8 protein-coding genes are annotated in these 12,774 nt (G+C 67.1%); 7 read left to right on the top strand and 1 reads right to left on the bottom strand.

Annotation, left to right across the window (positions count from 1 at the left end):
• Positions 1-27: 27 nt before the first annotated feature.
• Entirely contained in the window at positions 28-3,828 is a 3,801-nt protein-coding gene (locus tag AB0N14_RS16640) for a GH92 family glycosyl hydrolase (protein ID WP_366026365.1), read from the bottom strand.
• A gap of 461 nt (positions 3,829-4,289) precedes the next feature.
• Here AB0N14_RS16640 and ngcE point away from each other — a divergent pair, with 461 nt between their 5' ends.
• The 7 genes from ngcE (at position 4,290) to AB0N14_RS16605 (ending at position 12,655) form a co-directional block, all read left to right on the top strand.
• A complete protein-coding gene (gene ngcE, locus AB0N14_RS16635; RefSeq protein WP_366026364.1) occupies positions 4,290-5,768 on the top strand; it encodes an N-acetylglucosamine/diacetylchitobiose ABC transporter substrate-binding protein in 1,479 nt (492 codons plus the stop codon).
• Between the two features lie 97 nt (positions 5,769-5,865).
• On the top strand, positions 5,866-6,792 hold the full coding sequence (locus tag AB0N14_RS16630) for a sugar ABC transporter permease (RefSeq protein WP_366026363.1): 927 nt from the start codon (positions 5,866-5,868) through the stop codon (positions 6,790-6,792).
• A 2-nt stretch (positions 6,793-6,794) separates the two neighbouring features.
• A complete protein-coding gene (locus AB0N14_RS16625; RefSeq protein ID WP_366026362.1) occupies positions 6,795-7,718 on the top strand; it encodes a carbohydrate ABC transporter permease in 924 nt (307 codons plus the stop codon).
• A gap of 239 nt (positions 7,719-7,957) precedes the next feature.
• Positions 7,958-9,157, top strand: a complete 1,200-nt coding sequence (locus AB0N14_RS16620; RefSeq protein ID WP_366026361.1) for an ROK family transcriptional regulator — start codon at positions 7,958-7,960, stop codon at positions 9,155-9,157.
• Positions 9,158-9,291: 134 nt separating this feature from the next.
• Positions 9,292-10,392 (top strand): sugar ABC transporter substrate-binding protein, encoded by a 1,101-nt coding sequence (locus AB0N14_RS16615; protein ID WP_366026419.1) that lies wholly within the window; start codon positions 9,292-9,294, stop codon positions 10,390-10,392.
• A 182-nt stretch (positions 10,393-10,574) separates the two neighbouring features.
• Positions 10,575-11,366 carry an ATP-binding cassette domain-containing protein gene (locus AB0N14_RS16610; protein ID WP_366026360.1) on the top strand — a complete coding sequence of 264 codons (792 nt, stop codon included), beginning with the start codon at positions 10,575-10,577 and terminating at the stop codon, positions 11,364-11,366.
• The gene (locus AB0N14_RS16605; RefSeq protein ID WP_366026359.1) at positions 11,363-12,655 is read left to right on the top strand and encodes a sugar ABC transporter permease; all 1,293 of its coding nucleotides are present in this window, start codon (positions 11,363-11,365) and stop codon (positions 12,653-12,655) included. Before AB0N14_RS16610 ends, AB0N14_RS16605 begins: the two co-directional genes overlap by 4 nt.
• Positions 12,656-12,774: the final 119 nt, after the last annotated feature.

Raw genomic sequence — 12,774 nt, 5'->3', positions numbered from 1 at the left:
CCCGCCCCTCCTCCGTGCCGGCGTGCGTCAGGCCAGCAGCTCCACCTCCGCCAGCGTCGACTCCCTCGTGAAGGTCAGGCGGTAGTGCGCGTACGTGCCGGGATGCGGGACGGAGAACACCCTCGTCTGCCGGTCCCAGGTGAAGGACTCGTTCGACCGCTGGTCCAGGGTCGTCCACTGCGTGCCGTCCTCGGAGGCCTCGAGCGTCCAGCCCGTGGGGGCCGACGCGCGGTCCGCCGGGGACGTCAGCGTGTACTGCACCGCCTTGGTGCCGTCCGTGACCGGCAGGTCCACGCTCGTCACGGCCGCCTCCGTCGCCGAGGTGTTGTCGAAGAGCGGACCGTCACCCTTGAGCACGTCCGCCCGCGGTGAGGGCACCTTGTCGTCCCGTGTGATGGACGCCGGTGCCGCGTTCTTCCCGGTGCCCCAGGCCGACGGCCGCGGACCCATGTCGAACTCCAGCACACCGCCCCGGGAGAGCAGCGCGTGCGGCAGCGATGTCGACGTCCACTCCTTGCCGTCGACCCTCAGGCCCTGGACGTAGACGTTCCGCGCGCTGTTCCTGGGGGCCTTGATGACCAGGTCCTTGCCGTTCTCCAGGTGCACGGTCGCCTTGGTGAACAGCGGGGACCCGATGGCGTACTCGCCGCTGCCCATCACCAGCGGGTAGAAGCCCAGCGCCGAGAAGACGTACCAGCCGGACTGCTCGCCGTTGTCCTCGTCGCCGTGGTAGCCCTGCCCGATCTCGCTGCCGGTGTACAGGCGGGAGAGCACCTCGCGGACCTTCGCCTGCGCCTTCCAGGGCTGACCCGCCGCGTCGTACATGTAGATCACGTGGTGCGCGGGCTGGTTGGAGTGCCCGTACATGCCCATCCGGACGTCACGGGCCTCCGTCATCTCGTGGATGACGCTGCCGTAGGAGCCCACGAACTGAGGTGAGGCCGTCTCCGGTGTCGCGAAGTACTCGTCCAGCTTGTCGGCCAGCTTCGCCCGGCCGCCGTACAGATTGGCAAGGCCCCGGCTGTCCTGCGGGACCGTGAAGGCGAAGCCCCAGCCGTTGGTCTCCGTGTAGTCGTAGCCCCACACGCGCGGGTCGTACTTCGACGGGTCCAGCCGCCAGTCGCCCTGCGCGTCCCGGCCCTGGAAGAAGCCCACCCTCGAGTCGAAGAGGTCGACGTAGTCCCGGGCGCGGTTGAGGAAGTAGGCCGACTCCTCCTCGTAGCGCTGTTCGCCGGTCTTCTTGTACAGCGCCTGGCCCATCCTGGCGATGCCGTAGTCGTTGATGTAACCGTCCATCGCCCACGACAGGCCCTCGCGGGTGGCGGTGCTGGTGTAGCCGAGGAACGGTGAGGTGGCCATGCCCTTGCGGCCCACGCCGGACGACGGTGGCAGGACCGTCGCGTTCTTCACCGCCGCGTCGTAGGCGGCCTTGGCGTCGAACCGCACGCCCTTCACATAGGCGTCCGCGAACGCCACGTCCGACGAGGTGCCCGTCATCAGGTCCGCGTAGCCGGGGGAGGACCAGCGGGAGGTCCAGCCGCCGTCCTTGTACTGCTGCACGAAGCCGTCGACCAGCTCGCCTGCCTGACTCCGTGTCAGGAAGGAGTATGCGGGCCAGGTCGTCCGGTAGGTGTCCCAGAAGCCGTTGTTGACGTACACCTTGCCGTCGACGATCTTCGCCCCGGTGTGCGTGGCCGTGTCCGGGCCCGTCATCGGGGAGAACGGGGACGCGTACCGGTCGGCCGAGCCCACCTTCTCGAAGCCCGAGTTGGGGTAGAGGTACAGCCGGTACATCGACGAGTACAGCGTCGTGAGCTGGTCGGTGGTCGCGCCCTCGACCTCGATGGTGCCGAGCAGCTTGTCCCAAGTCCCCTGGGCGCGTGCCCTGACGTCGTCGAACGAGGTGCCGTCCGGGATCTCCTGGCGCAGATTGTCCTTCGCCTGGTCGATGCTGATGAGGGAGGTGGCGAGGCGGAGCGTGACCGTGTGGTCGGCGCCCGGCTTGAAGCGCAGATAGCCCTTCACGCCCGAGGCCGCCCCGTCCGTCACCGGCGCGTCGAACACGCCGTACACGAACAGGCGGGTCGCGCCCGTCGACAGCCCGGACTTCACGTCCGAGAAGCCGGTCACGACGCCGCCCGCCTTGTCGAGGGTGAGCCCGGCCTGCTCCGTCACATTGTCGAAGATCACGCTCGCGTCGTCGCCGGGGTAGGTGAACCGCAGCACCGCCGCGTGGTCCGTCGGCGTCATCTCCGCCTTGAGGCCGCCCTCGAACGTCACGCCGTAGTAGTAGGGGCGCGCGATCTCGTTCTCGTGCCGGAACGGCAGCGCCCGCGCGGTGCGCCCGGTGTCCGGAGTGCCGGACGCGGACGGCATCACCTGGAACGTCTGCCGGTCACCCATCCACGGGCTCGGCTCATGACTCGCGCTGAACGCCTGGATCGTGGGCAGATTGTCGGAGTTGTTGGTCCGTGCATAGTCGTACAACCAGCTCAGCGAGCTGGCGTTGGTCACCGGCGTCCAGAAGTTGAAGCCGTGCGGCAGGGCAGTCGCCGGGAAGTTGTTGCCCCGGGAGAAGGAGCCGCTGGAGTTGGTGCCGCGGGTGGTCACCGCGTAGTCGGACAGGTGGGACTTGGGCTTGTCCGGCGGTACCTGCTTCAGCGCGAGGTCGTCCAGCCAGCCCCGGAACTTGGCCGGCCCCTTCGGCGAGTCGTACGCCACCAGGACCCGGTCCACGGTCTTGCCGGCCGCCACCGAACCGATTCGCGAGACGACGCTGTTCCACTGGTTGACGTACAGCACCTTGGCCGCGCCCTGTCCCGTGGGGCTCAGCGGGAAGCCGTGCTGGTCGAGCGCGCCCAGGTCACTGAGGTGGGTGCCGTCGGTGAAGGCCAGGTCGACCGAGACGTTGGTGGCGTCGTAGTCTCGGTCGCCGTCCGCCATCGCCGGGAAGATCCGGTACGACAACTGCGTGTCCCGCTCGACGCGTACGTTCACGTCGAAGACCTTGTTGTACGAGTACGCCCGCCCGTCTGCCGTGTGCGTCCCGGCGTAGCGCAGCGCCCGCCTGCCCGTGAAGCCCGCGCCCGCCTTGGCGGTGGGGGAGCCGAGAGGACCGCGGTCCACCAGCGTGCGCATGTCTTTCGGCGTGGGGTCGGTGCTGCTGCCCGTGGAGAACTGCACATCGGCGAGTTGCAGTATGCCGCCGCTGTGATTCCTGGTGATGTCCAGCCGGAAGTGCGCGAACTCGGCCGGTTCGGCGAGATCGTACGACTTGGTCTGGAAGCGCTGGTCGAACGAGTCGCCGGTTCGGGTGTCCAGCGTCTTCCAGTCCTTGCCGTCGGTGGACCCCTGAAGGGTCCAGTCGGCCGGATCCCGCTCGGCGTGGTCGTTGGCCGAGGTCAGCGCGTATGTCACCACCTTGACCGGCTCGTCCAGGTCGAACTCCGCCCAGCCCGTCGGCGCGAACGTCAGCCACTTGGTACTCGGCTCGCCGTCGATCAGGTTGTCCGCCACCTCCCCGCCGTCCGTGTTCTCGGCGCCGGCCCGGACATCGGTCACCTCATCGGTCACATTGCCTGGAATGCCGGTGGTGTACCCTCCGTCCACGCCGGACGCCCGCTTGGTGCCGTCCGCCGTCGTGTCCACGGTGTTCAGCCACGTGGGCGCCGGATCCCCCGGCTCGAAGGAGGAAGCGAACTCGCGTTCCGCGGCCGCCGCTTCGCCGGGCAGAGCCACCGCAGCGCCCTGGGCCGCCACCAGCAACGCGAAGGCGGCCGTTGCCACGACCGCCGTAGGAGCCCATCTGTGCCGAGATCTGTGCTGCATGGGCGAGCACCCTCCCTGCGCCTGTTGAGAATGGACAACGTTGTCACTTCGCCTGCGCAAGGACCAGTAGGTGGTCAAGTGGCCAGTGCTGTCAAGGGCGTTGGCTGTGGCATTCGGGCTCAATGCAATGGGTATCGCGTTCGAGAGCTGTGCGAGCATCCCGTATTTCCAAACGAGGTCTCAACTCGGAAACGCACGGCGGCAACCTTGCTTGCGATATTGCTCCCGCGACGGAGAGTGGACTATACCTGTCGGCGTCCGGGCAGCCATCACCTTGCCGTACGACGGCTGTGGGCAGGCACGACCGGGGAGAAGCGGGAGGCGGCGGACCGTCTCGAGAACGAACCACCACCGCACCGCCCCCTGAAATCGCTCATGCACGACCCCAGCTTCACCATCACCGCGGTGCCGGGGAGGAGCCGGTGCACCGCCTGAGTCCTGGAGAAGGCGAGGACTTGAGCATGGGATCCACTTCCGGCGAGCACAGCACCACCCCCGAAGGCATCGGCACCACCACCCCCGAAGGCGTCGGGCGCCGCAGCCTGATCAAGCGTTCCGTCGCGCTGGGCCTGGTCTCCGTCCCCACGATGAGCTTCCTGACCGCGTGCGCCAGCAGCGGAGGCGGCGGCCAGGAGAAGGCCAAGGCGGGCAAGAAGACCAAGCAGAACCCGCTCGGCGTCAACGACACGGCACAGATGGAGTTCGTGCTCTTCGACGGCGGCTTCGGCAAGGAGTACGCCCAGGACGCGGTCAAGATCTACCAGAAGGACTTCCCGAAGGCGAAGGTGAAGTTCTCCGCCACCCAGAAAATCCAGTCCACCCTGCAACCGCGCTTCAACCAGGGCAACCCGCCGGACCTCATCGACAACTCCGGCGCCGAGCAGATGGACATGGGCGTCCTCGTCAGCCGCAACCAGCTCGCCGACCTCACCCCGCTCCTCGACGCCCCCTCCTACGACGACCCGTCGAAGAAGGTCCGCGACACACTGCGTCCCGGCATCGTCGAGATGGGCCAGTTCGACGGCAACCCCGTGTGGATCATGTACTACGCCTACACGGTCTACGGCGTCTGGTACTCGCAGAAGCTCCTCGACTCGCTCGACGAGAAGTACCCCGAGACCTGGGACGAGATGCTCAAGGTCTGCGAGAAGGCCAAGAAGAAGGGCATCGCGGGCTGGACCTACGCCGGCAAGTACCCGTACTACCTCCCCTTCTCCCTGTACCCGATGATCGGCAAGGTCGGTGGCCGCGAGGTCCTCGACGCCATCGACAACCTGGAGCCGAACGCCTGGAAGCACCCGGCCGTCAAGGCCTGCTTCGAGGCGTACTACGAGCTCTACAGGAAGGGCTACGTCCTCAAGGGCACGCCGGGCCTCGACCACATCCAGTCGCAGACCGCCTGGGCCCAGGGCAAGGCGCTGTTCATCCCGAACGGCTCCTGGGTGGAGAACGAGTCCGCCAACGTCATCCCGGCCGACTTCGACCTCGCCGTCTCCGCGCCCTCCGGCATCGACTCCTCCGACAAGATGCCCTTCGGCACCATCTGGGCCTCCGGCGGTGAGCCCTTCATCGTCCCCGCCAAGGCGCAGAACCCCGAGGGGGGCATGGAGCAACTGCGCATCATGCTCAGCGAGGCATCCTCGAAGAACTTCACCACCAAGGTCAAGTCGCTGACGGCGTTCAACGGCGGCACCACGGGCATCAGCCTCACCCCGGGCCTGAAGTCGGGTGTGGCGGCGCTCGAGAAGGCCGGCAGCAACGTCCTGAACCCGCGGCTGCAGGACTGGTACGTGCAGCTGCAGAAGGAGAAGATCGGCGTGTCCGGTCTCGGCGAGATGATGGCCGGCCGTATCACCCCGGCCGAGGCCATCAAGCGGATCCAGGGTTTCGCCGACGAGACCGCCAAGGACACGTCGATCAAGCACTACAAGCACCAGTGAGGAACCGTCAGGGACGGGCCTGCCCGGGGCAGGCCCGTCAGCGGCAGGTCCGTCAGCGGAGGCGGCCGCCCGCACGGCCGGATCGGGGTCGGTAGCCATGCATCACGGCAAGTACCGGTTCATCGTGGGGTTCCTGACGGTTCCCCTCGGCCTGTACGCGCTCTTCGTCGTCTGGCCGTTCATCCAGTCCATCTACTACTCGTTCACGGACTGGACCGGCCTGAGCCCCGAGTTCAGGATGGTGGGCTTCGACAACTACACGCGACTGGTCCACGACGACATCTTCTGGAAGTCGCTGTGGCACAGTCTGCTGTTCGCGCTGGTGCTGCCACCGGTGACGATCGGTCTCGCGCTGTTCCTCGCCTTCATGATCAATGTGGGCGGGCGGCGGCGGAAGGGCGGGCCGGTGATCTCCGGGGTCCGCGGCTCGCCCTTCTACAAGATCGTCTACTTCTTCCCGCAGGTGCTCTCCATCGCGATCGTCGCCCTGCTGTTCGCTTTCGCGTACAACCCGGACAGCGGCGCCATCAACTCGCTGCTGCGCGGCATCGGGCTCGGGAGCGTCCAGCCGCTGTGGCTGGGCGATCCGGGCCTCGCCCTGTGGTGTGTGATGGCGGTCCTCGTCTGGTCCACGGTCGGCTTCTTCGTGGTCCTGTTCTCCGCGGGCATGGCCTCCGTCCCGGCGGACCTGTACGAGGCGGCGCTCCTGGACGGGGCGAACCGCACCACCACCTTCTTCCGGATCACCCTGCCGCTGCTGTGGGACACCGTGCAGTCCGGCTGGGTGTACATGGGCATCCTCGCCCTGGGCGCCGAGTCGTTCGCGGTCGTACAGATCATGACGACCGGGCCGGGCGGGCCGGACTACTCGACCACCGTCATGGTGCTGTACGTCTACCAGAAGGCCTTCCGCGACGGTCAGGCCGCCTACGCAACCACGATCGGGGTCGCCCTGCTCGTCGTCACGCTGCTGTTCGCGGCGGTCGTGATGCGGCTGGGCCGGCGCGAGCGGCTGGAGTACTGACCGTGGAGACCACCGACACCCCAGCCCCGATCCCGGCCGAACCGCACGCCCCCAACGCAAAGGCGGACACCCCGGTCGGCGGGCCCTCCCGGGCGAAGCGGGAGGGCACCGTGCTGAACGTCTTCTCGCACGGCATGCTGATCCTGTGGGCGTTCATGGTCGTCATGCCGCTGCTGTGGGCGGTGATGACCTCCTTCAAGGACGACCGCTCCATCTTCGACTCGCCCTGGTCGCTGCCCGACAAGCTGCACTTCGAGAACTGGGCACGGGCCTGGACCGACGCCAACATGAGCGACTACTTCCTCAACACCGTCCTGGTGGTGGGCGGTTCGCTCATCGGGACCCTGGTGCTCGGCTCGATGGCGGCGTACGTCCTCGCCCGCTTCGACTTCCCGGGCAACCGGTTCATCTACTACCTGTTCATCGGCGGCATGAGCTTCCCGATCATGCTGGCGCTGGTCCCGCTGTTCTACGTCGTGAACAACATGGGGCTGCTGAACACGATCCACGGGCTGATCCTCGTCTACATCGCCTACTCGCTGCCCTTCACGGTGTTCTTCCTGACCGCGTTCTTCCGCTCGCTGCCCACCTCGGTGGCCGAGGCCGCGTTCGTGGACGGGGCCTCGCACTCCCGTACGTTCTTCCAGATCATGCTGCCGATGGCCAAGCCGGGCCTGATCAGCGTGGGGATCTTCAACTTCCTGGGCCAGTGGAACCAGTACATGCTCCCGACGGTCCTGAACACCGACCCCGACAAGCGCGTCCTCACCCAGGGCCTGGTCCAGCTGGCGGCCAGCCAGGGATACAAGGGCGACTGGTCCGGACTCTTCGCCGGCCTGGTGATGGCGATGCTGCCGGTTCTCGCGGCGTACATCGTCTTCCAGAGGCAGGTGGTACAGGGCCTGACGGCGGGCGCCCTGAAATAGTGATCGACTTCCGCTGCCCCGGCCTGCCGGCGTCTTCCCCGTGAACCGGGGACGGCGCCGGTGTGTCCGTCCGTCCTCATTTTGATCTCTCCCGATTTCCGTCAAGGACTTGACTGCGGTAACCCGTTCAGCGGAGCTTGGAGTTCACAACTTGTACGTGACTCGGATTCCGCTGCTGTGACCCGAGTCACACGGGCGGCGCCGTGGCCGCCGCGCTGAGGGCAGGAGTGAATGAGTCGATGGAGACTCCGGGATCGCAGTCGTCGCTGCATCGGGCAAATCTGGAGCGTGTCGTCCGTGCGGTGCGCCTGGCCGGGTCGCTGACGCAGGCCGAGATCGCGAGGACGACGGGTCTGTCCGCGGCGACCGTCTCCAATATCGTGCGGGAGCTGAAGGACGGCGGAACCGTCGAGGTCACGCCCACATCGGCGGGTGGCCGCAGGGCCCGCAGCGTCTCTCTCAGCGGCGACGCCGGCATCGTGATCGGCGTCGACTTCGGGCACACCCATTTGCGCGTCGCGATCGGGAACCTCGCCCATCAGGTGCTCGCCGAGGAGTCCGAACCCCTGGACGTGGACGCCTCCGCCGCACAGGGCTTCGACCGTGCGGAAGAGCTGGTCAGCAGGCTGATCGAGGCGACCGGAGTGAGCCGGTCCAAGATCGCGGGCGTGGGGCTCGGCGTTCCCGGACCCATCGACGTCGAGTCGGGCACGCTCGGCTCCACCGCCATCCTGCCGGGCTGGACCGGCACCAAACCCGCCGAGGAGCTGGGGGGGCGGCTCGGCGTGCCGGTGCACGTGGACAACGACGCCAACCTCGGCGCCCTCGGCGAGCTGGTCTGGGGCAGCGGCCGAGGGGTCAAGGACCTGGCGTACATCAAGGTGGCGAGCGGTGTCGGCGCCGGACTGGTGATTGACGGCAAGATCTACCGCGGGCCTGGCGGCACAGCGGGAGAAATCGGGCATATTACTCTCGATGAATCCGGTCCCGTCTGCCGCTGCGGCAACCGGGGCTGCCTGGAGACGTTCGCGTCGGCGCGGTACGTGCTGCCGCTGCTGCAGCCCAGCCACGGTGCCGACCTGACCATGGAAGGTGTGGTGAGGCTGGCGCGGGACGGTGATCCGGGCTGTCGTCGGGTGATCGCCGATGTCGGCCGCCACATCGGCAGCGGGGTCGCCAACCTGTGCAATCTGCTCAACCCGAGCCGCGTGGTCCTGGGCGGTGATCTCGCCGAGGCCGGTGAGCTGGTCCTCGGGCCCATCAAGGAGTCGGTCGGCCGGTACGCGATCCCCAGTGCCGCGCGCCAGCTGTCGGTGCTGCCAGGGGCGCTCGGCGGCCGTGCGGAGGTCCTCGGCGCGCTTGCTCTCGCACTCAGTGAAATGGGTGATTCAACCCTTTTGGACGGCAGCCTGCCTGCTGCGACGCCTGCCTTCACTTAGATAACGGATGGCACCGTTGCCATCTCGTTAAGGATTTACTTCTTGACGTCGCACGTGTGGCCGAGTTGACTTCCAGCCACCTCGGCCGCAACGACGCGGCCTCGTCAGGGAGGTTTCTAGAAGTGAACACGCGTATGCGTCGTGCGGCCTTCGCCGTTGCTGCTGGTGCCATGGCCGTTTCGCTCGCCGCCTGTGGCAGCGCCAAGGAGTCCAGCAAGAGCTCTTCCTCGTCCTCGAGCGCCAAGAAGGGCGACGCCATCAAGGTGGGTCTGCTTCTCCCCGAGAACCAGACGGCGCGTTATGAGAAGTTCGACCGCCCCTTGATCGAGAAGAAGGTCAAGGAGCTTACCAACGGCAAGGGCGAGGTGGTCTACGCCAACGCCAAGCAGGACGCCACGCTGCAGAACCAGCAGGTCGAGACCATGATCACCAACAAGGTCGACGTGCTGATCGTGGACGCGGTGGACTCCGCGGCCATCAAGAGCTCCGTGCAGAAGGCCAAGGACGCGGGCATCCCGGTCATCGCCTACGACCGTCTGGCGCAGGGCCCGATCAGCGGCTACACCTCGTTCGACAACGAGACCGTCGGCAAGACCCAGGGTCAGGCCCTCCTCACGGCCCTCGGCTCCAAGGCCAAGTCCGGCAAGATCGTCATGATGAACGGCTCCGTCACCGACCCGAACGCCGCGCAGTTCAAGAAGGGCGCCCACGAGGTGCTCGACGGCAAGGTGAACATCGGCAAGGAGTACGACACCAAGGACTGGAAGCCGGAGAACGCCAACACCAACATGGAGGGCGCCATCTCCGCCCTCGGCAAGCAGAACATCATCGGCGTCTACTCCGCCAACGACGGCATGGCCGGCGGTATCATCACCGCCCTCAAGGCCGCCGGCATCAAGGGCATCCCGGTCACCGGCCAGGACGCGGAGCTCGCGGGTGTGCAGCGCATCGTCACCGGCGACCAGTACATGAGCGTCTACAAGCCGTACCCGCAGGAGGCGGACGTCGCCGCGCAGATGGCCGTCGCCATCGCCCAGGGCAAGGCGCTCGACTCGATAGCGAAGGACAAGGTCGACAGCCCGACCACCAAGCAGGTGCCCTCCGTCCTGGTCCCGGTCGTCGCTCTGACGAAGGACAACATCAAGGACACCGTCATCAAGGACGGCATCTACACCGTCGCGGACATCTGCACCCCGCAGTTCACGTCGGCCTGCGCCAAGATCGGCCTGAAGTAACAACCGGCCGCAAGCCCCTTTCCCCCTACGGGAATTCGCCCTTGAATTCCCGTACGGGACTGGCGCACTGAAACTCCTCCGGCGCCCCGCCTCCACCAGCCCCGCAAGCTCGTCGCGGGGCGCCGGACGGAACACCCCCCAAACTTCTGCACAACCTCCCGCCGGGTCAGGCGGCGAAGGAGATGGTTCACGTGTCCGCTACGCCCGTGCTGGCGTTGCGCGGGGTCTCCAAGCGGTTCGGTGCCGTTCAGGCGCTCACCGACGTAGAGCTTGAGGTCCACGCCGGTGAGGTGGTCGCCCTGGTCGGTGACAACGGCGCCGGAAAATCCACGCTGGTCAAGACGATCGCCGGCGTGCACCCCATCGATGAGGGCGTCATCGAGTGGGAAGGCAAGACCGCCCACATCGGCAAGCCGAACGACGCCCAGAACCTGGGCATCGCGACGGTCTACCAGGACCTCGCGCTGTGCGACAACATCGACGTCGTCGGCAACCTCTACCTGGGCCGGGAGATCCGCCGCCGCGGTGTCCTGGACGAGGTGGAGATGGAGCGGCGCTCGCGCGAGCTGCTGGACCAGCTGTCCATCCGCATCCCCAGCGTCCGCATCCCGATCGCCTCGCTCTCCGGCGGTCAGCGCCAGGTGGTGGCCATCGCCCGTTCCATGCTCGGCGAGCCCAAGCTGGTGATCCTCGACGAGCCCACCGCCGCCCTCGGCGTCGAGCAGACCGCGCAGGTCCTCGACCTCGTGGAGCGGCTGCGGGAGCGCGGTCACGCCGTGATCCTCATCAGCCACAACATGGCCGACGTGAAGGCCGTCGCCGACAAGGTGGCGGTGCTGCGTCTGGGGCGCAACAACGGCGTCTTCGAGGTCAAGACGACCTCGCAGGAAGAGATCATCTCCGCCATCACCGGCGCCACGGACAACGCCGTGACCCGTCGTGCGGCGCGCAGCAATGGGGAGATCAAGAAGTGAGCATCGACAAGACCTCCACGCCCCCCGAGGACACCGTCGTGGAGAACCCCGAGGCGGCGGCGAAGGCGGTCACCGCCGTCGACCCCCGTCTGCTGGTGCGCGAGCAGGGCTTCACGGGCTATGTCACCGAGTTCAAGCGGAAGATGAAGGCCGGTGACCTGGGCGCGATCCCGGTCGTCATCGGTCTGGCGATCATCTGGATCATCTTCCAGAGTCTGAACTCGAACTTCCTCACCGCCGGCAACCTCTCCGACATCTCCGTCGCCATGGTCGGCACGGGCATGATCGCCGTCGGTATCGTCTTCGTGCTGCTGCTCGGCGAGATCGACCTGTCGGTCGGCTCGGTCTCCGGTGTCGCGGGCGCCACCTTCGCCGTCCTGAACATCACCCACGGCATGAGCGAGTGGCTCGCCTTCGTGCTGGCCATCCTCACCGGTACGGTCGCCGGCGCGATCCACGGCTTCGTCTTCGCGAAGATCGGTGTGCCCGCGTTCGCGGTCACCCTGGCCGGTCTGCTGTTCTGGAACGGCTTCATGCTCCAGATCCTCGGCGACAGCGGCACGATCAACCTGAACAGCGACGGCCTCGTCGCCAAGCTGACGACGTACTACTTCCCCGACGTGGCCGCCGCCTACGGGCTCGCGCTGGCAGTGACCGTGCTGTACTTCCTCAGCTCCTACTTCGGCAACAAGCGGCGCGAGGCCGCGGGTGTGCCGTCCCGGCCACTGAGCGAGACGATCCTGCGCACGGCGCTGCTGGCGGTCCTCACGTTCGCCGTGGCCGTCGTCTACAACCAGTACAAGGGCCTGCCGCTCGCCGTGGTCATCTTCATCGCTGTGCTGCTCATCACGGACTTCGTGCTGCGCCGCACCGCGTACGGCCGGAAGGTGTTCGCGCTCGGCGGCAGCGTGGAGGCGTCCCGCCGTGCCGGTATCAACGTGGCCGCGGTCCGCATCTCGGTCTTCGCCGTCTCCGGCACGTTCGCCGCGATCGGCGGTCTGTTCATCGCGTCGAAGATCGCGTCCGCCAACCAGGGTGCCGGTGGCGGTGACCTGCTGATGAACGCGATCGCCGCCGCGGTGATCGGCGGTACGTCGCTGTTCGGTGGGCGTGGCCGCACGTGGAACGCGCTGCTCGGTGTGCTGGTGATCGTCTCGATCCAGTACGGCCTCGCCCTGGAGGGCATCGCCTCGCCGGTGCAGTACATGATCACCGGTGGTGTTCTGCTCGCCACGGTCGTCATCGACGCCGTGACCCGCAAGACCCAGAAGACGGCCGGCCGCGCCTAGCCGATACTTCAGCCACTGTGCCCGGCGCCAACGGCGGTGCCGGGCACAGTCCTGTGTCCGGCACCGTGTTTGGGCGGACACGTCGGGGGGATCCATGGGGCCATCGGTGATCCCTCACA

The organism is Streptomyces sp. NPDC051104 (assembly GCF_040682835.1).
Taxonomy (GTDB): Bacteria; Actinomycetota; Actinomycetes; order Streptomycetales; family Streptomycetaceae; genus Streptomyces; species Streptomyces cynarae.
Note: the sequence above shows the minus strand (reverse complement) of the source record. Positions and strands in the feature narration are given on the sequence as shown.

Coding starts and splice junctions, on each gene's coding strand:
- AB0N14_RS16610 (WP_366026360.1), top strand. CDS start 10,575: ATGGTTCACGTGTCCGCTACGCCCGTGCTGGCGTTGCGCGGGGTCTCC.
- AB0N14_RS16620 (WP_366026361.1), top strand. CDS start 7,958: ATGGAGACTCCGGGATCGCAGTCGTCGCTGCATCGGGCAAATCTGGAG.
- ngcE (WP_366026364.1), top strand. CDS start 4,290: ATGGGATCCACTTCCGGCGAGCACAGCACCACCCCCGAAGGCATCGGC.
- AB0N14_RS16615 (WP_366026419.1), top strand. CDS start 9,292: ATGCGTCGTGCGGCCTTCGCCGTTGCTGCTGGTGCCATGGCCGTTTCG.
- AB0N14_RS16640 (WP_366026365.1), bottom strand. CDS start 3,828: ATGCAGCACAGATCTCGGCACAGATGGGCTCCTACGGCGGTCGTGGCA.
- AB0N14_RS16630 (WP_366026363.1), top strand. CDS start 5,866: ATGCATCACGGCAAGTACCGGTTCATCGTGGGGTTCCTGACGGTTCCC.